21 protein-coding genes are annotated in these 22,709 nt (G+C 72.3%); 17 read left to right on the top strand and 4 right to left on the bottom strand.

Translation table 11 applies throughout. From position 1 onward, the window contains the following. Window positions 1–13: 13 nt before the first annotated feature. From KV381_RS03495 to KV381_RS03485, 3 genes are all read right to left on the bottom strand, one after another. Window positions 14–433, bottom strand: coding sequence for a DUF5959 family protein (locus tag KV381_RS03495; RefSeq protein WP_249627515.1), 420 nt, complete (start codon window positions 431–433; stop codon window positions 14–16). A 535-nt stretch (window positions 434–968) separates the two neighbouring features. After that, window positions 969–1,556: a sigma-70 family RNA polymerase sigma factor gene (locus KV381_RS03490; RefSeq protein ID WP_030624374.1), complete on the bottom strand. Its 588-nt coding sequence runs from the start codon at window positions 1,554–1,556 to the stop codon at window positions 969–971. 141 nt (window positions 1,557–1,697) lie between these two features. Beyond that, entirely contained in the window at window positions 1,698–2,441 is a 744-nt protein-coding gene (locus KV381_RS03485; RefSeq protein WP_306438142.1) for a hypothetical protein, read from the bottom strand. A gap of 347 nt (window positions 2,442–2,788) precedes the next feature. Here KV381_RS03485 and KV381_RS03480 point away from each other — a divergent pair, with 347 nt between their 5' ends. The 17 genes from KV381_RS03480 (at window position 2,789) to KV381_RS03400 (ending at window position 21,471) form a co-directional block, all read left to right on the top strand. Beyond that, on the top strand, window positions 2,789–2,998 hold the full coding sequence (locus KV381_RS03480) for a hypothetical protein (RefSeq protein WP_030081427.1): 210 nt from the start codon (window positions 2,789–2,791) through the stop codon (window positions 2,996–2,998). A gap of 268 nt (window positions 2,999–3,266) precedes the next feature. Continuing rightward, complete coding sequence (locus KV381_RS03475) at window positions 3,267–3,491, top strand: hypothetical protein (protein WP_218784463.1); 225 nt, start codon at window positions 3,267–3,269, stop codon at window positions 3,489–3,491. Continuing rightward, window positions 3,491–5,779, top strand: coding sequence for a cation-translocating P-type ATPase (locus KV381_RS03470; protein ID WP_218784460.1), 2,289 nt, complete (start codon window positions 3,491–3,493; stop codon window positions 5,777–5,779). Before KV381_RS03475 ends, KV381_RS03470 begins: the two co-directional genes overlap by 1 nt. Window positions 5,780–5,849: 70 nt before the next feature. Next, window positions 5,850–6,368, top strand: a complete 519-nt coding sequence (locus tag KV381_RS03465; RefSeq protein WP_098024184.1) for a copper chaperone PCu(A)C — start codon at window positions 5,850–5,852, stop codon at window positions 6,366–6,368. 155 nt (window positions 6,369–6,523) lie between these two features. Further along, window positions 6,524–7,273, top strand: coding sequence for an aspartyl/asparaginyl beta-hydroxylase domain-containing protein (locus KV381_RS03460; protein ID WP_218784457.1), 750 nt, complete (start codon window positions 6,524–6,526; stop codon window positions 7,271–7,273). 220 nt (window positions 7,274–7,493) lie between these two features. After that, on the top strand, window positions 7,494–8,897 hold the full coding sequence (locus KV381_RS03455) for an MFS transporter (protein ID WP_032790370.1): 1,404 nt from the start codon (window positions 7,494–7,496) through the stop codon (window positions 8,895–8,897). 58 nt (window positions 8,898–8,955) lie between these two features. Continuing rightward, complete coding sequence (locus tag KV381_RS03450) at window positions 8,956–10,059, top strand: beta-ketoacyl-ACP synthase III (RefSeq protein WP_050504775.1); 1,104 nt, start codon at window positions 8,956–8,958, stop codon at window positions 10,057–10,059. Further along, window positions 10,056–10,295: an acyl carrier protein gene (locus tag KV381_RS03445; RefSeq protein WP_030624389.1), complete on the top strand. Its 240-nt coding sequence runs from the start codon at window positions 10,056–10,058 to the stop codon at window positions 10,293–10,295. Before KV381_RS03450 ends, KV381_RS03445 begins: the two co-directional genes overlap by 4 nt. Before the next feature lie 41 nt (window positions 10,296–10,336). Continuing rightward, complete coding sequence (locus KV381_RS03440) at window positions 10,337–11,227, top strand: TauD/TfdA family dioxygenase (RefSeq protein WP_030624391.1); 891 nt, start codon at window positions 10,337–10,339, stop codon at window positions 11,225–11,227. Further along, window positions 11,224–11,757 carry an FcoT family thioesterase gene (locus KV381_RS03435; RefSeq protein ID WP_218784455.1) on the top strand — a complete coding sequence of 178 codons (534 nt, stop codon included), beginning with the start codon at window positions 11,224–11,226 and terminating at the stop codon, window positions 11,755–11,757. Before KV381_RS03440 ends, KV381_RS03435 begins: the two co-directional genes overlap by 4 nt. Before the next feature lie 46 nt (window positions 11,758–11,803). Then, window positions 11,804–13,396, top strand: a complete 1,593-nt coding sequence (locus KV381_RS03430) for a long-chain-fatty-acid--CoA ligase (RefSeq protein WP_030081446.1) — start codon at window positions 11,804–11,806, stop codon at window positions 13,394–13,396. Between the two features lie 47 nt (window positions 13,397–13,443). After that, a complete protein-coding gene (locus tag KV381_RS03425; RefSeq protein WP_030081448.1) occupies window positions 13,444–13,713 on the top strand; it encodes a phosphopantetheine-binding protein in 270 nt (89 codons plus the stop codon). Next, window positions 13,700–18,100, top strand: a complete 4,401-nt coding sequence (locus tag KV381_RS03420; protein ID WP_218784453.1) for a non-ribosomal peptide synthetase — start codon at window positions 13,700–13,702, stop codon at window positions 18,098–18,100. The genes KV381_RS03425 and KV381_RS03420 overlap by 14 nt, the downstream gene beginning before the upstream one ends. An 8-nt stretch (window positions 18,101–18,108) precedes the next feature. After that, window positions 18,109–19,149: an ABC transporter substrate-binding protein gene (locus KV381_RS03415; protein ID WP_218784452.1), complete on the top strand. Its 1,041-nt coding sequence runs from the start codon at window positions 18,109–18,111 to the stop codon at window positions 19,147–19,149. 56 nt (window positions 19,150–19,205) lie between these two features. Continuing rightward, window positions 19,206–20,171: an iron ABC transporter permease gene (locus KV381_RS03410; RefSeq protein ID WP_030081454.1), complete on the top strand. Its 966-nt coding sequence runs from the start codon at window positions 19,206–19,208 to the stop codon at window positions 20,169–20,171. Continuing rightward, window positions 20,168–20,971, top strand: a complete 804-nt coding sequence (locus tag KV381_RS03405) for an ABC transporter ATP-binding protein (protein ID WP_218784450.1) — start codon at window positions 20,168–20,170, stop codon at window positions 20,969–20,971. The genes KV381_RS03410 and KV381_RS03405 overlap by 4 nt, the downstream gene beginning before the upstream one ends. A gap of 80 nt (window positions 20,972–21,051) precedes the next feature. After that, the gene (locus KV381_RS03400; RefSeq protein ID WP_050504776.1) at window positions 21,052–21,471 is read left to right on the top strand and encodes an FKBP-type peptidyl-prolyl cis-trans isomerase; all 420 of its coding nucleotides are present in this window, start codon (window positions 21,052–21,054) and stop codon (window positions 21,469–21,471) included. A gap of 48 nt (window positions 21,472–21,519) precedes the next feature. Here the strand turns inward: KV381_RS03400 and KV381_RS03395 are convergent, their stop codons facing one another. After that, the gene (locus KV381_RS03395) at window positions 21,520–22,548 is read right to left on the bottom strand and encodes a mannose-binding protein (RefSeq protein WP_030624423.1); all 1,029 of its coding nucleotides are present in this window, start codon (window positions 22,546–22,548) and stop codon (window positions 21,520–21,522) included. Between the last annotated feature and the right edge of the window lie 161 nt (window positions 22,549–22,709).

Genomic DNA, 22,709 nt, shown 5'->3' with positions numbered 1-22,709 from the left:
TCAGATCATCAGGTCATCTCTTCCCGATCGCCTTGCGTACGTGCTCAAGCCGCAGCCGGTTGTCCTCCAGCCACCCGGCCTGCACGTCCACGGGAATCTGCACTGCGATCTGCGTCGACGGCGAGTCGTGCACAGTCACCTCCAACGGATCCTCGGGGATCACAGAGAGCCACGCACTACGGCCGCCGGGCGGCCACTCGGCTCCCTCATCCGCCTCAAGGGCATCGAGACAACGACCCCACTCATCCAGGTCCGCGTCCGAAATGTGCAGTCCGACAGTGCCGTTGACGAAGTCACTCTCCACCGCGATCTCGGCCGCGTAGTACCTCTCTTCCCCTGCCACCATCGGTGCGTCGCACGCGACCCGGAGGGTCACGCTCTGCACGGGGTCAGCGAACCGGAAGAGCTCCAAGGCGTTTGCATCATCGATCACGACCACCTCATAGACGAGTGAGCGGACAAGCTGCTCCGATCCTCTCGCACCCTGGTTCACAACGATGCCGGCCCCCTTGCACACGGCCGCTCAGAGATACGGGGCAGCCCTTAGCAACCACAAAGTATCCCCCCTCTTCTGGGTGTATGGGGTGCCGACGTGAATGGGGATCGCTTTGTGTCAGCGCTCCGTATGAAGAGGATGCCTGATCCCATAGTGATGCGAGGCGCAGGCCATGATCCCCGCTCTCGGCTCGTGGGTGAAAGAGGTATGTCGGGCTCGGGCGCCGGTCGAGTCGGTGCGGGTTTGGCATGTGGCCCGCGATGGGGGTTACGACGAGGGCGTGGGGCGGGCGGGTGGCAACCGCAACGACGTGACCCAGCTCCTGCCGACAGATCGGTTCATTGCGAGGGCCGATGTCGGCCCGTGAGGCCGATCTGGCTACGTCCAGCCGGACGCGTCCGGCCGGCAGCCCCCGCTCGGCCCGCGGTAGCGGGCGGGCCGAGCGGCAGGCGACGTGACGAGCGCTGTGCGATCAGCGGGACAGCGCGGGCTCCGTCCGGTCGTCGAGCATCGCGCAGAGCGTCGTGCGGGCCCGGGACACCCTGGATCTGATGGTTCCCACGGGGCACGCGGTGGTCCGGGCCGCGTCGTCGTACGGCATGTCCAGGAGTTGGGTGAGGACGAACGCCTGGCGGCGGTCGTCGGGCAGTGCGTCGACGAGCGCCATCAGGGCGATGCCTTCGTCGAAGCCGGGCAGGTCCCGCGGTTGGCTGCACTCCGCGACGAATTGCCAGTCCGGAGTGTCGGCCAGGCGTGGCCGGGAGGCGGCACGCCGCAGGTTGTCGACGACCGTCCGGCGGGCGATGGTCAGCAGCCAGGCGCGGGCCGAGCCGCGGCCCTGGAAGAGGTGGACGGTCGACACGGCGCGCAGGAACGTCTCCTGGACCAGGTCGTCGGCCACCTGCGCGTCGTCCGCCAGAACAGAGACGTAACGGCGTACGTCGTGGTGGAGGGCTCGGAAGACGTGCCCGAAGGCGTCGGCGTCGCCTGCTGCGGCGCCGAGAGCCCAGGTGGTGACGTCGTCCTCCGTCGCCCCGGTGTGTTTTTGGGCAGGAAGCATCGAACTGCGGTTCCTTCCGGGTGCCCGGACCGGGCACGGCCCACGGGTGTGCCCGGTCCGGAGAGCTGGGAAACGCGCCCGTGCGGTACACGCACGGGCGCACGTCGGCGGCGGCAGAGCGCGGCCGACGTGAGCCGGCTGTCAGTGGACAGCGGGTTCCCTGGGCGGCCCCCGGGTGACGAGCGCGTGGACGAGCAGACGCGAACGCGGGCGCGTGACGGAACGGTCGACGGCGGAGGCGGGCGGCGCGGAGGGCAGCGGCCGAAACGCGGCGAGCAGGAAGAGGGGGAGACGGAACCGGTCTGCCAGGGCGCGGAAGATCTGGAAGGCCGCGCGCTCGCCGTGGGCCAGCCAGAGGCCGCACAGCAGCGCCGCCACCACGTGCGCGGCGAGCATGCCCCAGGACGCGGTGGCGGTCATCGCCGCCATGTCATGGGCGGGCCGCGCCGCGTGTGCCCCGGCCGTGTGCGCTCCATGGGCGGTGTGACCGAGCGCCGCTATGGCGGAGGAACCCCCCTCCAGGCTGGGCAGCGGCATGCTGTCCGTCAGCCCGGCCCGAGCGGCCACGTCGTAGGCGCGAGCCGCCGCCGCGGTGTCGCTGTGCGGGCCGCACAGCAGGGCGTCCGCCCACCTGACGGCGAGCGTGGACCGGCCCCCGGCCTCCTCCACGGCCGTCTGCTGCGCGGTCTGGGCGAGGGTGAGCGCCGCGTGCAGGGCCGCCTGTACGGCGACGGTGAGCGCGACGACGGTGGTCCGGCCCCGTTCCCTTCCGGCGACGAGCCAGGCCAGTGCGCCGACGCCGGTCAGGCACAGCCCCAGCGGCCACCAGGGCAGCGGCGCGTCCGACATGAGGGCGTGACCGAGGGCAGCCAGCGATACGCACACGACCGCGAAGAGAGCGGACCGTGTGGCGCGAAACCGCCAACCCACCGACATGCCTCCCGATCCTGGCACTGCCCCGCGAACACCTCCGGACCGGGTCCCTCTTGGCGCGTTCCGTACTCTGTTCCGCCGCCCCGGCAGCGGATCCGCCGACATCTCAATGGTCGTACGGCACCGCCTTCCAGTTCCCTTTCCCCCGGACGTTTCGGGTGCATCGGGTGCGCGCGGCCGAACCGCCGTGCTTCCACGTCCGGGGCCGACGGAGCGTGCCGCCCGGGGGCAGTGGGCATCACCTCGGTACTCGGGCTCCCGGCTCCGCCCGGGATCCGACGGACATGGAGGAGAGCGCGATGACCGGATCACCCGAACCCCTGGCCACCTTCTGCGGGAACTGCAACTGCGGCTGTCCCGAGCTGTTCGTGGACGAGACCGCTCCGCCCGAACGCCGGATCGTGATCACCGACGACTTCGGGCAGCGGGTGCAGATGAGCGCGGACCAGTTCGGCTCCCTGATCGAGGAGGCCAAGGCCGGCCGCCTCGACGCAGCCGTCAGCGCATGACGGCCACGCGGGTCCGGGGAGTGGGGCTTCCCGGACCCGCGTGCACCCCTCGGCGCCTGACGGCGCGTGCGAGTGCCGCCCCGTGACCGGTAGTCCGGTCGCCACAGGGTCGTGCGAAGGTCCGGGACCGCTCCCGCCCTCCCTCGTACGGGTGTCGTGACGCCGGTCACCCATGTGCTCGGGAACTCCCGCCGTCTCCTCGTCGACTTCTGGACCGCTACGAGCCGTCGCACATTCGGCTCGCGTCCGGAACACCGAGGAGCACGCAGTGGAGCAGAAAGCAGGCCCCAGGGCCGGAGCGACGACCGCCCGGATTCTCCCGCCACCCGCGTTGTGGGCGTTCCTGCTCCTGCTCGGCGCGGTGTTCGCGGGAGCGCACGCGGTGGGTCAGGCCGTGGGGCCGGCCGCACCCGGCATGCACGGCCCCGGCATCACCGGTGACGCGCCGTCGCGGGACGGGAACATGCCGATGGAGCACGGGGGCGGACACTGATGGCGGCCGAAGCGACGCCCACCGTCGTCGTCACCGACATCGCCGTCGCGGGGATGACCTGTGCGGCCTGCGTCCGGCGGGTCGAACGCAGGCTGGGCAAGCTGGAGGGCGTCACGGCGGAGGTGAACCTCGCCACCGGTCGGGCCCGCGTCAGCCACCCCTCGGAGGTGACGCCCGAAGAGCTGACCTCCGCGGTCGACGCTGCCGGGTACACCGCCCATGTGGTGGCGCCGGAGCCCGAACACCCCGCCCGGGCCGGGAAGGAACCCGACGAGGAGGAGGCGCGGCGGGAACGCGAACGGCTGCTGGTCACCACGTTGCTGTCGGTCCCCGTTCTCGTCCTGTCGATGGTGCCGGCACTGCAGTTCGACAACTGGCAGTGGCTGTGTTTTGTGCTCACCGCTCCCGTCGCGACCGCGAGCGCATGGCCCTTCCACCGCCGTGCCCTGAGCGGACTGCGGCACTCGACGGCGACCATGGACACCCTGGTCTCGCTCGGCGTGCTCGCGTCGTTCGGCTGGTCGGCGTACGCGCTGTTCCTGGGCGGCGCCGGTATGCCCGACATGAGGATGCCCTTCAGCCTGGTCCCCTCGGCATCCGACCGCATGGCGCACGTCTACCTCGAAGCGGCGGTGGGCGTCCCGCTGTTCGTCCTGCTGGGCCGGTTCCTGGAGGGCCGGGCCCGGCGCGGGACCGGGGCGGCCCTGCGGTCGCTCGCCCGTCTCGCCGCGAAGGAGGTCACGGTACGCCGCGGAGGGGCGGACGCACTCCTGCCGATCGAGCGGCTGCGGATCGGCGACACGTTCGTGGTACGCCCGGGGGAGCGGGTCGCCACCGACGGCGAGGTGACCGAGGGCAGCTCGGCCGCCGACCTGTCCCTGGTCACCGGTGAGTCCGAACCCGTGGAGGTGGGTCCGGGATCTCCGGTGACCGGTGGTGCCGTGAACATGGGAGGTCTTCTGCTGGTGCGGGCGACCGCCGTCGGGGCGGACACCCAACTGGCCCGTATCACCCGGCTGGTCACCGAAGCCCAGGCGGGCAAGGCGCGTGCACAGCGGCTGGCCGACACCGTCGCGGGCGTCTTCGTCCCCGTCGTCCTCGCCCTCGCGGCCACGACGCTCGGCTTCTGGCTCGGCGCGGACGCCGACCCGCAGGCCGCGATCACCGCCGCCGTCGCGGTGCTCGTCGTCGCCTGCCCGTGCGCGCTGGGGCTCGCGACTCCGACGGCGCTGATGGCGGCCACCGGCCGGGGCGCCCGGCTGGGCGTCCTCGTCAGTGGGCCGCAGGCGCTGGAAGGGCTTCAGCACATCGACACCGTGGTGCTCGACAAGACCGGGACCCTGACGTCCGGTCACATGAGCGTCGGCCGGGTCACCGTCGCGCCGGACGGTCCGGACGCCGACGCGGTCATGCGGCTGGCGGGCGCGGTCGAGCAGGGCTCGGAGCACCCCCTGGGCCGGGCGATCACGGCCGGTGCCCGCCGCGCCGCCGGAGACGACGGTCTGCCGGCCGTGACCGGGTTCCGGGCCACCGCCGGTATCGGGGTGCGCGGAACGGTGGAGGGGCGCGAGGTGGAGGTGCTGACACCGGACGGCGTCGAACTGCCCGCCGCCCTGCGCGTCGCGCGGGAACGGGCCGACGACGTCGCCCGTACGGCGGTGCTGGTACGGGTCGACGGAGTCCCCGCCGCCGTCGTGGAGGTCGCCGATCTCGTACGGCCCGGCAGCTACCGCGCCGTCGACCGGTTGCGCAGGCTCGGCGTCCGCCCCGTGCTGGCCACCGGCGACCGGGCCCCCGTCGCGCGGGCGGTCGCCGAGGATCTCGGCATCGCGGAGGTCCACGCCCGCTGCACCCCCGAGGACAAGGCCGAACTGGTGCGCCGGCTGCGGGCCGAGGGGCGGCGGGTCGCCGTCGTCGGGGACGGCGTCAACGACGCCGCGGCGCTCGCCGGAGCCGACCTGGGCATCGCCATGGGCACCGGGACCGACGCGGCCATCGGCGCCGCCGACGTGACGCTCGTACGCAGCGACATCGAGGCGCTCGCCGACGCGGTCCGGCTGGCCCGCCACACCCTCGGCACCATCCGCACCAACCTGGTGTGGGCCTTCGGCTACAACGCCGTGACCATGCCCCTGGCGATGGTCGGCCTGCTCAACCCCATGGTCGCCGCCTTCGCCATGTCCCTCAGCTCCGTCCTCGTCGTGGCCAACAGCCTGCGACTGCGCACCTGGCAGCCCGCACCGGCCCGCAAGCCGCGTCCCCGTGCCGCAGCGTGGAGCACGGCGTGACTCCCGTCGCTCCCGCCCCCACCGTTCCGGCACAGCTCATATCCCTCTCCCCCCGAGGAAGCGCGCGTTCATGAGGAATCCTTCAGCCGCCGGCCTGCTGCGCCGGGCACGGGAAGCGACAGGCACCGGTGCGGTCGTGACCCTGGCCTCGGTGGCCGCCATCGGCGGCCTGTCCGCCTGGACCACCGCCGGATACGCGGGCAGCCCCGCGAAGATCGACGTACGCGAAGCCCGGGTCCTGTTGCCGGTGATCCCCGGGCAGAACACCAACGCCTACTTCCGCATCGTCAACTCCGGCGGAGCCCCGGACCATCTCCGCTCGGTCACCTTCTCCGCCTCTTCGGCCACCGAGCTGACCGTGCACCGCATGAACGCGACGAACGGCGCCTACCGCGAGCGGTCCGGGAGCGTGGAGATTCCGGCCGAGGGGGAGGTGGAGATGTCCCCGCACGGCCCGGCCGTCACCCTCCGCTCCGACGCCTCATGGCGTCCCGGGGACCGTGTCACCTTCACTCTCGACTTCCAACGGTCCGGGGCCGTCACCGTGGAAGCCGATGTCCGGCCGGTCACACGGGGATCCACGCCGTGAAGCACGACCCTTCTTTCTCGTCCGCGACGGGAACTCGACCGGACCGCCGTTCGACTTTTAACGCGAAGCGGCCGTCAACCCTCGACAAGGCCGCTGCCGCGAAGGGTGCGACGCCTGGACCACGCCTTCGCGGCACGGGCGGAAAGGAAGGGATCATGCAGTCGACGGACGAACGGTTCGCCGCGATACGTGAGGAGTTCGGCCCCGATGCGCTGGCTCGGGTGGAGGAGATGACGGCACCGGGAGGAATTCCGAGGCATCCCCTTCAAGCGGGCGCCAAGTGGATTCTGCCGGGGATATCCCAGCAGCCCTGGCACGATCCGCGCGGCGATCCGGCCATCGCCACGCTCGTGGACGCGCTGGAGAACGCGCACGGCGCGATCCGGTCCGAGCACGAGTGGGCCTGGCGCACCCGGCGCACCGCGTTCTCCGACTACGAGCACTACCTCACCCGTCAGGACGACTGGCAGTCCCTCTACCTCTACCAGGACGGCGAACTCAATGCGGAGTCGGCCGAGTTGGCCCCCACCGCCTTCCGTGTCATCCGAGATGCCGCCGTCGCCGACGGTCTCATCTGCCCGCTCCTGGAAAGCCACTTCTCCACCCTGCTGCCGGGCTCCCGCATCGCCCCGCACAGCGACCTGTGGAACTTCAGCATCAACCTCCACTTCGCCGTCGACATCCCGGACGGCTGCGACATCACCGTCGCCGGTGAGACGCGCACCTGGGAGGAGGGCCGCTGCCTGCTCTTCGACTATTCCTTCGAGCACCACGCGGAGAACCGCGGTGACCGCCCCCGGACCTGTCTCCTCATCGACCTCTGGCACCCCGAGACGACCGAGCCCGAACGCCGGGCGCTGACCGTCCTGGTGACGGAGGTACGGAAACTGCTCGCCGACATGTGACCCCGTCGCGTCCCCGGCCCGCCCGTCCACCGGCGCCCGACGGGACGCTCCGCCGCCCAGCCCAGCCCAGCCCAGTCCAGCCCAGCACCGTCCAACCCAGCACCGCTCCGCGCCGCGTCCGACCGCCGGGGCGATGTCCGGCATGCCCGCACACACGGCCCCGGCCCGCACACACGGCCCCAGCCCGTACGCCCGGCCCCACCCTCAGAAAGGCACGATCATGTCCGCGACCGCCGCCGAGCCGACGGCAGGACGCCGGCGCCTCGGCCTCCCCGTGGTCGTCCTGGCGCTCGCCCAGCTCGTCATATCCCTCGACCACAGCATCGTCCACGTGGCCCTGCCCGAGATCGGCGCGGGACTCGGCTTCCTGGACCACGACCTCCAGTGGGTGGTCAGCGCCTACGTCGTCACCACGGGCGGATTCCTCCTGCTCGGCGGGCGCGCGGCCGACCTCCTGGGCCGCCGCCGTATGTTCGTCCTCGCCACGGCGATCTACGCGGCTTCCTCGCTCGTCGGCGGGCTGGCCCCGTCGCCAGGCGTCCTGCTCGCCGTCCGCGCGGCCCAGGGGATCGGTGGCTCCCTGCTGTTCCCGGCCACGTTGTCGCTCATCACCACCACGTACGCCGAAGGGCCCGTCCGCAACCGGGCGCTCGCGCTCTGGGGCGCCGCGGGTGCGGGCGGCCTGTGTTTCGGCTCGCTGCTCGGCGGCGTCCTGGTCCACGCGTACGGCTGGCCCTCGGTGTTCCTGGTCAACGTCCCCATCGCCCTGGCCCTGGCCGTCTCGGGACGGCTGCTCTTCCCGGCGGATCCGCCCCGGGACCGTACCCGCCGCTTCGACGCGGCCGGAGCGCTCATCGCCAGCGCCGGGCTCACTCTGATCGTCTTCCTGCTGGTCCACGCGCCCGCCGCCGGCTGGACGTCCACCGCGGCCCTGCTCGCCGCGGCGGGAGGGCTTGTCCTCCTGGCCCTGTTCGCGGTGGTCGAGCGACGGACGCCCGATCCGCTGGTGCCCGTGCGGCTCTTCCGGCACCGGGGGCTGGTCCTGGCCACAGTGGTGGCGGCGTTGTTCAGCGCGACGTTCAGTTCACTGCCGTACTTCCTGACCCTGTACTTCCAGTCCGTGCGGGGGTACGACGCCTTCGTCACCGGGCTCTGCTTCCTCCTCCCGGCCGTCGTCGTCGCGGCGGGCACCCAGGCCGGGCCGCCCGCCGTCGCCCGGTTCGGCACGCGGCGGCTGCTGGTCGGCGGACTGGCAGGCGGCTCCGTCGGCGCGCTGGCCCTGGTGCCCGCGGTCGCGGCGGACGGGTCCTACCTGTCGCTGCTGCCGGGGATCGTGCTCGTGAGCCTGGGGCAGGGCTCGGCGTGGACGGCTCTGTGGATCGCCGCCGCCTCGGGCGTGGCCACCGGCGACCAGGGCATCGCCTCGGGAATCGCGTCCGCCTCCCTCCAGGCCGGCGGCGCCGTCGGCCTCGCTCTGCTCGTCGCCGCCGCGTCAGGTGTCGGCCGGCAGTCCGCGGCGGCGGACCTCCTCGACGGCATCCGGACCGCTCTGTCCGTGATGGCCGGGGCCCTGGCCCTGGGCGCGCTCGCCGTCCTCGCGACCCGGAGGGCGACCTCCCCGTGAACACCCCGACACCCCCACTCCCGCACCCACCTGCACCGCTCACCTCACCAGGAGAACCATGTCCGTGACATCCGTCGGGCGAACCGACCGGGCCGCCGTCCTGTGCGGCGTCGGCGGATGGCTGCCCCGGCGTCAGGTCGGCAACGACGAGCTGGCCGCCCGGCTCGACACCGACGACAGCTGGATACGGACCCGTACGGGCATCCGTTCCCGGCACCTCGCCGCCCCCGACGAGGCGACCTCCGACCTGGCCGTCGCCGCCGGCCGCCGAGCCCTCACCAACTCCGGTACGCGGCACGCCGATGCCGTCGTCGTGGCCACCACCACCCCCGACCGCACCTGCCCCGCCACGGCTCCGGCGGTCGCCGCCCGGCTCGGGCTCTCCGGAGCCGCGGCCTTCGACGTCGGTGCGGTGTGCACCGGCTTCGTCTACGCCCTGGCGGCCGGGGGCGGCCTGATCGCCTCCGGGGCGGCGGACCGGGTCCTGGTCATCGGCGCCGACGTGTACTCCCGCATCGTGGACCCGGCCGACCGGCAGAACGCGGTGGTGTTCGGAGACGGAGCCGGCGCCGTCGTCCTGCGCGCCGGGCATGCCGACGAACCCGGCGCCCTGGGGCCCTTCGATCTCGGCAGCGACGGCGACCACGAGGACCTGATCACGGTGGCGGCCGGGGGTTCCCGCGTCCGCGCGGATCCGGACCGGACCTCCCGTGCCGAACGCCACTTCGCGATGCGCGGCAAGGAGGTCTACCGCCACGCGCTGCACCGGATGACGGACTCGGTGCGCACCGTGCTCGACCGCTCCGGCCTGGCCGTGGACGGCGTCGACCGCTTCGTCCCCCATCAGGCCAACCTCCGCATCCTGCGCACCGTCGCCACCGATCTCGGCCTGCCCGCCGACCGCTGCGCGACCCACGTCGAGACGGCCGGGAACACCGGAGCCGCCTCCATCCCGCTGGCTCTCGCCGACGACCACGCGCACCGGGTTCTGCGACCGGGCGACCGGGTCCTGCTCACCGCCTTCGGCGGCGGCCTCACCTGGGGCTCCTGCCTCCTCACCTGGCCGGACCTGCCACCGACCGCCGAACCCGCCCACCGCGAAGAGGAATCCGTCCACCGCGAAGCCGAACCCGCCCACCGCGAAGAGGAACCCGCCCCGTGACCGCCACCTACGAGCAGCTGGTGTCCATCCTCACCACCCTGCACGACGCCCCCGCCGACCGTTTCCGGCCCGAGGCCACCTACGCCGACCTCGACGTCGACTCTCTGACGATGGTCGAGATCAGCATCCACATCGAACGCCACCTCGGCGTCACCGTCGAGGACAGCGAGCTCGTCCCCGACCTCACGCTCAGGGCAACTGCGGAGCTGATCGACGCCCGCCGCCCGGCTGCCTGATCCGGCGCACACCCCGCCACCCCACCACGAGGAGCACCACCATGCGCATCACCGACCGCACCGACACCACCATCGGGTCCTCCGTCGAGGACTTCGACCACACCACGGCTTCGGCGGACGACATCGCGGCGCTCAAGGAGACCGTCTACCGCCGCAAGATCGCCGTCCTCAAGGGCCAGGACCTCTCCCCGCAGGCGTTCCTGGAGCTGGGCCGGCGGCTCGGCCGCCCGGAGACGTACTACGAGCCCATGTACCAGCACCCCGAGGTCTCCGAGGTGTTCGTCTCCTCCAACGTCCCCGAGAACGGCAAGCAGATCGGCGTTCCCAAGACCGGCAAGTTCTGGCATGCCGACTACCAGTTCATGCCCGACCCGTTCGGCCTCACCCTGATCCACCCGCAGGTCGTACCGGCCAGGAACCGCGGCACGTACTTCATCGACATGGGCGCGGCCTACGAGAGGCTGCCGCAGGACCTCAAGGACGAGATCGAGGGCACACGCTGCCTCCACTCCGTACGCAAGTACTTCAAGGTCCGCCCGCACGACGTCTACCGCCCCCTCTCGGAGATCATCCGAGAGGTCGAGGAGAAGACGCCCGCCATCCACCAACCGACCGTTTTCACCCACCCCATGACCGGCGAGAAGGTGCTCTACCTCAGCGAGGGCTTCACCGTCGGCATCGAGGACGAGAACGGCGAGCCGCTCGGCGAAGGACTGCTCCGGCGGCTCTTCGAGGCGACCGGACAGCTCGACCGCGACTTCGCGCACGAGAACATCCACCTTCAGAGCTTCGAACAGGGCGACCTCCTGGTCTGGGACAACCGCAGCCTCATCCACTGCGCCCGGCACACCACCACGCCGGAGCCGACGGTCTCCTTCCGCGTCACCGTCCACGACGAGCGCAAGCTGCACGCCGGACTGGAGGCGGCATGACCGTCACGGAGACCGCCCCGACGCGGACCTTCACCACGGACGAGGAGCTGCTGCCCCGGGTGCTCGCCCCGTACAAGCCCCACTGCCGCTATCTGCTCGGCGCCGAGGTCTCCGCCCTGCCCGGCGGGCTCTCCCGGGTGCGCGCGGTGTTCGCGATCCCGGAGTCCTGCTACATCGACGACACCGGCCACCTGAACGCCGTGGAGGTGAACATCGCCTACAACCAGATGATGTATTACCTCGTCGCCACGTCGGTGAAGGAAGGGCTGCTGACCGGCTTCGAGAGCTGGACACTCGAGGACTTCTGGCGCCACCAGCTGCCCGACATCCTCATCGCCCGCTTCGCCTCCCGCTTCCAACGTCCCATCGACGCGCGGGACTTCCACGGGGAGATGGAGTTCCGCTCCGTCGCGCGGCGCGAACCGGGCGGTAAGCCGCTCCTCATGGCCACCACCGCCTTCCGCTACGGCGACGCCGACGGCGGCCGGTGCGACGGCGAGGCCACCCTCGCCTTCGTCAACATCACCTGATCCCCGGGCCCGCCGGCGCGGGCCGTTACCCGGACGGACCTCACGCATGACCTCTCCCGACAGCCCACGCCCGGGCGCCCGGCTGCACCACGGGCTCACCACACTCGTCGACACCGCCCGCTTCCACGCCGAGCACCGGCCGGACACCCCGGCAGTCGTCTGCGGCGACACCACCCTCACCTACGCGGATCTGCACCACGAGAGCAACCGGACCGCGCGGGCCCTGCGCGCCGCCGGAATCGCACCGGGGGACCGGGTCGCCTACCTCGGCAAGGAGTCCGAGCGCTACTACGAGATCCTGTTCGCGTGCGCCAAGACCGGCACGGTTCTCGTCCCGGTCAACTGGCGGCTCACCTCACCCGAGGTGAGCCACATCCTCCAGGACTCGGGCACCCGGCTCCTCTTCGTCGAGGAGGAGTTCCGCCCCGTCGTGGACGACATGCCCGCCGCGGCGCCCGAACACACCGTCGCTCTCGACACGGCCGAGGGGTACGTCGCCTGGAAGGCCACCGGCACCGGAGCCGACGAGGCATACCCGGCCGGCCGCGACACCCCGGTGGCCCAGCTCTACACCAGCGGTACCACCGGGCTGCCCAAGGGCGTCGTCCTGGCCCACCGCAGTTTCTTCGCCATCGCCGACGCCATGGCCGAGGCGGACGTCGACTGGATCGACTGGCGGGCCGGGGACATCGCGCTGATCGGCATCCCGGGGTTCCACATCGGCGGGCTGTGGTGGGCCACGCAGAACTTCAACGCCGGCACCACCGTCGTGGCCATGCCCGCCTTCGACGCGGCCCTGGCCGTCGAGCTGATCCACCGGATCGGGATCACCACCGCCTGCGTGGTCCCGGCGATGCTCCGGATGATGCTGACCCGGCCCGGTGTCACCCCGGCCGACTTCGCCACCCTCCGCAAGGTCGTCTACGGCGGATCGCCGATCTCCGAGACCCTGCTGGAGCAGAGCCTGGCGGTGTTCCGCTGCGAGTTCGCCCAGATCTACGGACTCACGGAGACCGGCAACACCGCCGTGTGTCTGCCGCCCGCCGTCCACCGACCGGGATCGCCCCTCATGCAGGCCGCGGGCCGCCCCTACCCGGGCGTGCGCGTCCAGGTGATCGACGACCACGGCACCGTCCTGCCTCCGGGAGCCGTCGGAGAGGTCTGCCTGGCCACGCCGGCGCACATGGTCGAGTACGGGAACCTCCCCGACAGGACCGCAGAGACCCTCGTCGACGGCTGGATACGCACCGGGGACGCCGGCTTCGTCGACGAGGACGGCTACGTCTTCATCCGCGACCGGATCAAGGACGCCATCCTCGTGGCCGGGGAGAACGTCTACCCGGCGGAGATCGAGAACGTCCTGGAACACCACCCCGGCGTCGCCGAGGCCGTGGTCGTCGGCGCGCCGGACGAGCGGTGGGGCGAGTACGTCCACGCCTTCGTCGTCCCCGCCGACCGGGGCGGAGATCCCCTGCGCGCCCGCGACCTCCACACCTTCCTCACCCCGCGGCTGGCCGCGTTCAAGCTCCCGGCGACGTACGAGTTCATCGACCACGTGCCGCGTAACCCCAGCGGGAAGATCCTCCGCCGCGACCTGCGCGACCGGTTCTGGGACGGCTCCGGACGCAAGGTCAACTGAGCCCGGCCCACCGGGAATCGCCCGTCGCGCACAGAGGAAGGACCACCATGCCCGCCACGCTCACCCTCCGGCGGTTCCGCGCCGACCTGGCCGAACTGCTCCACCTGGAGCCCGAAGAGGTCGACCTGGACGACAGCCCCGTCGGCGCGGGACTCGACTCCCTGCGCCTCGTCACGCTCACCGAGCGCTGGCAGGAGTACGGCATCGACGTCTCCTTCATCGACCTGGCCGACCTGCCCTCCTTTCAGCGCTGGTGGCAGCTGCTGGACGAACGGCAGCGAGCACGACAGGAAGCAGGACACCATGGCACCGCCTGAACACGCCCTTCGCCGCCACCCGTTGCTCGGCGCCCAGGAGGGCATCTGGACCGGGCACCAGCTCGACACCTCCAGCCCCGCCTACAACACCGCCGAGTACGTGGTGATCGAGGGCCCCGTCGACGTGGACCACTTCGAAGCCGCACTGCGCCGGGCGGTCGAGGAGACCGAGGCCCTGCACGGCGTCTTCACGGCGGACGACGACGGGCGCCCCTGGCAGATCGACACGGCCATCCCCGTCTGGGACCTCCACACCGCCGACCTCTCCGAGGCGCCCGACCCGCACGCCGCCGCGCTCGCCCGGATGGACGAGGACATCGCCCGCCCCGTCGACCTGACCCAGGGTCCGCTCTTCGGCCACGCCCTGTTCCGCCTGGGCACCGGCCGGTACCTCTGGTACCACCGCGTCCACCACATCGCACTGGACGGCTTCGGCCTCTCCCTGGTCGCCCGCCGCGTCGCCGACCTCTACACCGCCCTCGTGGCCGGGACGGATCCGGGCCCGAGCGGCTTCGGCACGCTCGCCTCCGTACGCGAGGAGGAAGCGGCCTACCGTACGTCCGAGCAGTTCGCCCGCGACCGGGACCACTGGAACCGCCGCTTCGCCGACCGGCCGGACGTCGCCACCCCCGCGGCCCGCTCCGCGCTCCCGGCCGCCTCCTTCCTCCGCGACACCGCCGACCTCGACGCCGGGACGACGGCGGCGCTGCGGGCCACCGCCCGTACGTTGAAGGTGTCCTGGTCCGAGATCCTGCTCGCGGTCACCGCCGCCCACCTCCACCGCGCCACCGGGGCACCGGAGATCGTGCTCAGCGTGCCCGCGATGGGCCGCTTCGGCTCGGTGTCCCTCCGTGTGCCCGCCATGGTCCGCAACGTCCTCCCGCTGCGGGTCCCCGTCGGCCGGGACGACAGCCTGCGCACCCTGGTCGCCGCCGTCTCCCACGAAGTACGCGCCGCCCTGCCGCACCAGCGCTACCGCTACGAACGCATCCGCCGCGACCTACGGCTGGTGGGCGGAGGCCGACGCCTCTCCGGCCCCGGCGTCAACATCATGCCGTTCGCCTACGACCTGCTCTTCGCCGGACATCGCAGCACCGTCCACAACGTCTCCGCCGGCCCGGTCGACGACCTCGCGTTCAACGTGTACGACCGCTCCGAAGGCACCGGTCTGCGCTTCGCCGTGGACGCCAACCCCGACCTCTACACCACCGCCGAGGTCACCGGCCACCGCCGCGCCCTGTTCGCGCTGCTGACGGCGGCCGTCGCGGAGCCCGACAGCCCGCTCGCCGCGCTCGCCGCGTCGCCGCCCGCGGACGTGCCCGGTCCGACGGCTCTCGTACTCGAAGGGGATCCGCTCCCCGCGCCGCCGCGCCCCGTCCTCTCGCTCATCGCCGACCACGCGGCCCGCCGGGGCGACGCGACCGCCGTGGAGGAGGGCGGGCGGAGCATCTCGTACGCCGATCTCCTCGGCGCGGCCCGTCGCACCGCCCACCGGCTGGCCGGACGGGGAGTGAGCCGCGGCGACCTGGTGGCCGTGGCCCTGCCCCGGGGCATCGACGCCGTCACCACCCTGCTCGGCATCCTGGCCGCCGGCGCCGTGTACTGCCCTCTCGACCCCGGTGCCCCGGCGAACCGGACCGCCGCGCTGCTCACCTCCGCCGCGCCCGCCCTCGTCGTCACCGAGCAGCGGTACGCCCATCTCTTCCCGGACCGTACGATCCTGCCGCCCGACGCCCCGGCGCACGCCGAGCCCCACGAGCCCCGGCTCCCCGCCCCCGAGGACCTCGCCTACCTGCTCCACACCTCCGGTTCCACTGGACAGCCCAAGGGCGTCGAGGTCGGACACGGAGCACTGGCCCACTTCGTCGCCGGGGCCGGAGCCCGCTACGGGCCCCAACGAGCGGACCGCGTACTCCAGTTCGCGCCCTTCCACTTCGACACCAGCATCGAGGAGATCTTCCTGACCCTGTGCTCCGGCGCCACCCTGGTGATCCGCGAACCGGACATGACCGACTCCGTGCCGCACTTCCTCGCCGCCTGCGAGCGCCTGGCCGTCACCGTCCTCGATCTGCCGACCGCCTACTGGCACGAGCTGGCCTACGCGCTCTCCACCGGGGCGGGCACCCTGCCGGGCACCGTGCACACCGTGGTCATCGGCGGCGAGGCGGCCCTGCCCGAGCGAACCACCCGCTGGCGCAAGGCCGTCGGCACGCACGTACGGCTGATCAACACCTACGGGCCCACCGAGGGAACCGTCGTCGCCACCGCCGCCGACCTGAACGATCCCGCCCTCGCCCCCGACGACACCCCCATCGGCCGCCCCCTGCCCGGCAGCAGGGTCGCCCTGATCGACGGCGAGCTGTACCTCCTGGGCCCCGCGCTCGCCCATGGCTACCGCGACCGGCCCGAGGAGAGCGCCGAGCGGTTCGTCCGGCTGGAGCACCTGCCCGGTTCGCCCCGCGCCTACCGCACCGGCGATCTCGTGGAGCTGGGCGACGACCGGCTCCTGCGCCATCTCGGGCGCGCGGACGACGAGTTCAAGATCAGCGGCCACCGTGTCCAGCCCGCGGAGGTGGAGAGCGCCCTGCTCTCGCACCCCGGCATCAGCGACGCCGCCGTGGCCGGCCAGGTGCTGCCCGACGGCACCCGCAGGCTCACGGCCCACCTCGTCGCCGCCGACGCAGTGCCCTCGCCGGCGGCGGTACGCGACCATCTGAGGGCCCGGCTGCCCGCGCCGATGATCCCGGCCTCGCTCGCCTTCCTGCCCCGCCTGCCCCGTACCGCATCCGGCAAGACCGACCGCAGGGCCCTCCTCTCCCGGCTCTCCGATCGGCGGGGCGGCCCGGACGAGCCCGCCGCCGGGGACCGGACACTGACGGAGGCGGTGACCGGGGTCTGGCGGCAGGTGCTGGCCTCCGGTGACCTCACCGACCACGACGACGTCTTCGACCGCGGGGCCCAGTCCCTCCAGGCCATCCAGGCAGCCAACCGCCTGGCGGAGGTGCTGGGCCGGGAGGTGAAGGTGGCCTGGCTCTTCCAGCACGCCACCCCCGCCGCCCTCGCCGCGTTCCTCACCACCGCACCCGGCTCCAGGTCCGCCGAGGTGCCAACCGGGTCCGTGCTCCCGCCGGCCCTGGCCGCCGACACGACCCTCACCCCCGATGTCCGACCGGGAACAGCCACGGCCGCCCGGCCGCCCCGACGGATCCTGCTCACCGGCGCCACGGGCTTCGTGGGCACGCACCTCCTCGCCGAACTGCTGCGCCGCACGGACGCCGAGGTGGTCTGCGCCGTACGCGCCCGGAGCCCCGAAGCCGCCCTCCGGCGCGTCCACTCCGCGCTGGAGACGGCCGGCCCGGCCCTGTCACCGGACCGGCACCACCGCGTGACCGCGCTCCCGGCCGACCTCGCCCGGACCCGGCTGGGCCTCGACGACGAGCGGTGGGAGGAACTCGGCTCCACCGTCGATGCCATCGTCCACAACGGCGCGGCCGTCAGCGTCGTCCGCGACTACACCGCGCTCCGCCCGGCGAACACCGAATCCACCCACGACCTGCTGCGGCTGGCGGCCCCCCGCCGCATCCCGCTGCACTACGTCTCCACCCTCTCGGTCGGCCCGCCGCGTGCCCTGAGCCCGGAGTTCCGGGAATCCTTCCTCCCCGCCCACGAAGGGCTGGGCTACGGCTACCAGCAGACCAAGTGGGCCTCCGAACGCCTCCTGGAACAGGCCGCCGAGCGCGGTCTCCCCGTCACTGTCCACCGGCTCGGCCGCGTCGTCGGACCGCTCTCCACGGGCCGGGTCAACCGCCAGGACTTCCTGTGGACCGTCCTGCGCGCCGGAATCCCCGCGGGCCTCGTCCCCGACCTCTTCACGGAGGAGTCGTGGACCCCGGCCGACCGGGTCGCCGCCGAAATCGTGGCGACGGGCCCCGGCACGCACCACCACGCCGCGGTGGTCCACCACCACGCGGGAGCACCGGTGCGCCAGGCGGATCTGCACCAGTGGCTCCGCGCGTACGGCTACGCCGTCGAGACCGTGCCCCTGGACACCTGGCGGGAGCGGATACCCCAGGACACCGAGGACGCCTCCGCGGTCCTGGCGTTCTTCGGCTCCCTGCCCGAGCCCCCGGCCGGAACCGGCGGAGACCTCGCCCCGGCGACCGTCCGGGCGGATCACGTACGCGCGAGCCTGGCGGCGGCGGACGGCCCCGTCACGTCCGACCACCCGGCGATCGACCGGGCGGCCTTCTTCCGGCAGCTGGACCACTGCGTGGCCCGGGGAGACCTTCCGGCCCCGGCCTCGCACAGACCGCGGGAGCGGGGAACCGGCCCCGGGCCCCGTCCGACTCTTGCTACGAACCCCGGCCACGAGCCGGCCTCGAACTAGGAGCACACATGTCCACCAAGCGGATCGCCGCCCTCGGTGCGATCGCCGTCGTCGGCCTCGCGACCGCCGGATGCGGGGACGCGTCGGACGGGAAGCCGACGGCGGCCGAGAAGCCGGCCGTCTCGTCCTCGGCCGACGGCTACCCGGTGACACTGGAGAACTGCGGGGTGAAGCAGACCTTCACCAAGGCCCCCGCCCGGGTGGTCGTGATGAACGGCGCCTCGGTCGCCGAGGTCTCCACACTGCTGGCCCTCGGGCTCAAGGACCGCATCGTCGTCAACCAGCAGACCTACGGCATGTCCGAGATCCCGGGCCGGGCCGACGCGATCAAGGCGCTGCCGAAGGGGGACATCGAGCTCAACGACGCCTTCGACATCCCCCGCGAAGCGATGCTCGCCCAGCGCCCCGACCTCGTCCTGTCCACCACCGCCTACGGCTTCGACGCCAAGAACGGCTTCGCCACCCGCGACCAGCTGAAGCAGGTCGGAGCCAACAGCTACATCTCGCCGCAGGGCTGCGACCAGGACACCTCCAGGATGACCATGGAGGACAGCCGGACCCTGCTGCGCGACATGGGCAAGATCTTCGGCGTCGGCGACCGCGCCGAGAAGCTGATCGCCGCGTCCGACCGGCGGATCGCCGAGGTCGCCGAGAAGGTGAAGGGCGAGAAGAAGCCCAAGGTCATGGTGGTCTTCTCCAACATGAGCATGGGCGGCAACGACTTCAGCTCCGTGGTCGCCAAGGGCATCTACAACGACATCCTCGCCGACGCGGGCGGCACCAACGCCTTCGAGAACGCCGCCCAGGGCTCCTTCGCCGACCTCAGCAAGGAGAAGGTCGCCGCCACCGACGTCGACGCCCTCGTCGTCATCAGCTACAACGACCCCGACCCCACGGCGTACGCCGAGAAGCTGCTCAAGGAGTTCCCCCAGTGGACGGCCGCGAAGAACGACGCGTACGTGGTGCTGTCCGACTCGATCTACCTCGGCCCCAGCAACGACGTGGCCGTCGAGAAGATCGCCAAGACGCTCCATCCGGACGCGCTCTGACCGGGCTCCGGCTCTCCCTGGGCGTCACCGTCCTGCTCGCCGCGCTGATCGCCGCCATGATCACGGCGATCAGCATCGGGGCGGTGACCGTACCGGTCACCGACGTCTGGAACATCGTCGCCCACCACCTCACCGGGCAGGGGGCCACCGACGACCCGGCAGCGGACCAGATCGTTTGGGCCTTCCGCACCCCCCGGGTCCTGCTCGCCGCCCTCGCGGGCGCCGGGTTGGCGGTGGCCGGAGCCGTCCTCCAGACCCTCGTCGCCAACCCGCTGGCCGATCCGACCGTGCTCGGCTTCTCCTACGGGGCCTCCTTCGGCGCGGTCCTCGTCATCACCCTCGGCGGGATCGGCATCGGCGGCGTCGGAGTGGCGGGAGCGGCCTTCCTCGGCGCCCTCGCGACCGGGGCGGCGGTCTTCGCCCTGGGCCGCCGCCGAGGACGCCTTGCCCCCACCCGCCTCGTCCTCGCGGGCGTCGCGGTCGGCTATGTGCTGCTCTCGGCCACCAGCTTCGTCCAGCTCTGGGCCACCCCCACCGAGCTGCGCACGGTGATGTTCTGGATGCTCGGCAGCGTCGCCGGGGCCCAGTGGGACCAACTGCCCGTCGTCGCGACCGTCGTCCTCACCTGCACGGTCCTGCTCGGCCTCTTCGGCAGACAGCTCAACGCCGTCCTGGCGGGCGACGAGTCCGCCACCGCGCTCGGCGTGGACGTCGACCGGCTCCGTGCCGTCCTGCTGGTCATCACCGCCCTGCTCACCGGCTCGGTCATCGCGGTGGCGGGCGGCATCGGCTTCGTCGGCCTGATGATCCCCCACCTCGTACGCCTCACCGCCGGCGCGGACCACCGGCGGCTCCTCCCGCTCACCGCGCTGCTCGGAGCCGTCTACCTCGTCCTCGTCGACCTTCTCTCCCGCACCCTCATCCGCCCGAACGAACTGCCGCTCGGCATCCTCACCGCCCTCCTCGGCGCCCCGTTCTTCGTCTGGCTGCTGCGCCGCAACAAGGGCTTGGACACCGTATGAAGCTCACCGTCGACCGGGTCCACGTCGAACTGGAAGGCACACCCGTCCTCCAGGGCGTCGACCTGGAGGTCCTGCCCGGCGCGGTCGTCGGACTCGTCGGCCCGAACGGCAGCGGCAAATCCACCCTGCTCCGCACGGTCTACCGCTCGCTGCGCCCCACCCGAGGCGTCGTCAGGGTCGGGGAGGACGACGTCTGGCGCCTGGCCCCCCGTACCGCCGCCCGTCGGACCGCCGCCGTCCTCCAGGACCCGGTGGGCAGCACCGGGGGACTCTCGGCGGCGGAGATCGTCGAGCTGGGGCGCACTCCCCACCACGGGCTGATCGGCCGGGAGGGACCCGACGACCGCCGCGCCGTCGCCGAAGCGATCGATCGCTGCGGCGTCCGCCCCTTCGCGGCTAGGGAGTACGCCACCCTCTCCGGAGGCGAACGCCAACGCGTCCTGCTGGCGCGAGCCCTGGCCCAGGAGCCGCGCCTGCTGGTCCTGGACGAACTGACCAACCACCTCGACATCCGGGCCCGCTTCGAACTCCTCGACCTGATCCGCTCCACCGGCGTCAGCACCCTCGCCGTCCTGCACGACCTCGACCTGGCCGCCCGCCTCTGCGACCGCGTCATCGTCCTCGACGAGGGGAGGGTCGTGGCGGCGGGCCACGTTCTCGACGCGCTCACCCCGCAGATCATGGCCGACGTCTTCGGGGTGGCGGCCGCGGCCGAACGCCACGCGGACGGAGTCGTACGCATCACCTACGCGGCCGACCCCCTCGACACCGGCCGAGCGACCGGGACGGCCGACCGGTAGCGTGATCGTTCGCCGCGTGGAACGTCCATGTGCCCGGTCGGCCCGTGCGAGGGTTCCGGTGGTGAGTCGAGGGGACCGCGATGAGTGAACCGGCGAAGCCCGAGGTCGAGGTTCCGGAGGGTGTCGCGCCCGCCGAGCTGACGATCCGGGATCTCGTGGTCGGGGACGGGCCCGAGGCGCAGGCGGGCAGGGTGGTCCAGATCCACTATGTGGGGGTCACGTTCGCGTCGGGGCGGGAGTTCGACTCCTCCTGGGAGCAGGGGCGGCCGTTCAAGTTCGCCGTGGGCGGTGGCAGGGTGATCAAGGGCCTGGACCGGGGGATCAGAGGCATGGCGGTGGGCGGGCGGCGCGAGATCGTCGTTCCGCCGCGTCTCGGGTACGGCAAGCAGTCGCCCTCCGCGTCGATTCCGGCGAACTCGACGCTGATCTTCGTCGTGGACCTGCTCACGGTGGTGGGCGGGCCCGCGGGGGCGCGGCCCGGCTCGTCCGGGCCGGCCTGAATCCGGTGCTGGTGAAGGCCGGGCGGGCAGTGGGCCTCTGCCCGGCGGTCAGGTCGACCAGACCACCCTGCCGTTGTGCACGATGACCACCTTGCCGTCGGGCCTCAGGACCAGCTGGGCGCCGCCGAAGTCATGGGTCTTGGAGGCCCAGATGGCTCGGTCGTCGCCGTTGTGGATGACCAGGTTGCCGTCCGGCTGGAAGATCGCCCGGTGGTTCTCGCCGAAGGTCATGGCGGCCCAGATCGGCTTGTTCTGCTCGTTGTAGACGACCAGGTTGCCGTCCTGCTGCATCGTCATGCGGATGCGGTTGGTGGCCCAGGACTGGCCGACCCCGATGGAACTGGTCGCGGAGACCGTCTGGGTGCCCCAGTTCGGCTTCGGGGCCGCCTTGGGCTTCGGCTTCGGTGAGGCCTTCGGCTTTTCGGCGGGAGCGCTCGTCCGGGGTGCGGGGGTGGGCACCACGGGTGCGGGAACGGCCTTCGGCGCGGTGATCTTCTTCTGTTCCGTCGGGGACGGCGTGGGCTTCACCGCCACGTAGTCGTCCATGGCCGCCGGAGCCGATTCGGGGTTGAGCACCGTGTCGGCGCTCCCCGCGACCGGGGTGGTGGCGGGGTTTCGGGGCTCGTCGTCGTTCGCGCTGCCCATCAGCAGCACGGGTATCGCGACCAGGGCGGCACCGACGAACGCGGCTCCCGCCAGGACGGGTGCTCGGGGGCGGCCCCGGTCGGCAGCGGTGAGGGTCTTGGTGTCCGGCTTCGCCGCGACGGCCGCTGCCAGGGCGATGCCCTCGGTGTGGCCCTCGGAGGAGTCGGCGCTCCGCGCCGTGGACGAGGGCTCGGACGGCGCGGCTGTCGCCGGCGATTCCCCGGGCGTGGCCGTGGCTTCGGCCTCGGCCGGTGCCCGGGCGCCTTCGGCGCCGGCTGCTGCGGCGGGCTCGGTCGGGGACTTCGCGGCGCCGGCCGTCGTGGCGGCCTCGCTCCGTGTCTCCTGTGCCTCGGCGAGGGTGGCGGGCGGCGGGGACTTCTCCGCGGCTGCTGCCACGGAATCGGTGCCGGGGGTACGGGGCTCGGGGGGCATACGCGGACTCCTCCTCGGGGGCATGCACAACGTAGCCCGTCGAAGGAGTGGGAGAGGTCACCCGCCTCGATACGTCAGCGTCGCTTTGTCATCCGAAGCCCGTCCTGTCGCGAAAAGTTCCCCACTCGGGCAGTGAACGGGCAGGTGGAAGGCCGATTCGG

Origin of the sequence: Streptomyces sp. WY228 (assembly GCF_019287315.1) — a bacterium.
In the GTDB taxonomy this organism is placed as follows: domain Bacteria; phylum Actinomycetota; class Actinomycetes; order Streptomycetales; family Streptomycetaceae; genus Streptomyces; species Streptomyces caviscabies.
Note: the sequence above shows the minus strand (reverse complement) of the source record. Positions and strands in the feature narration are given on the sequence as shown.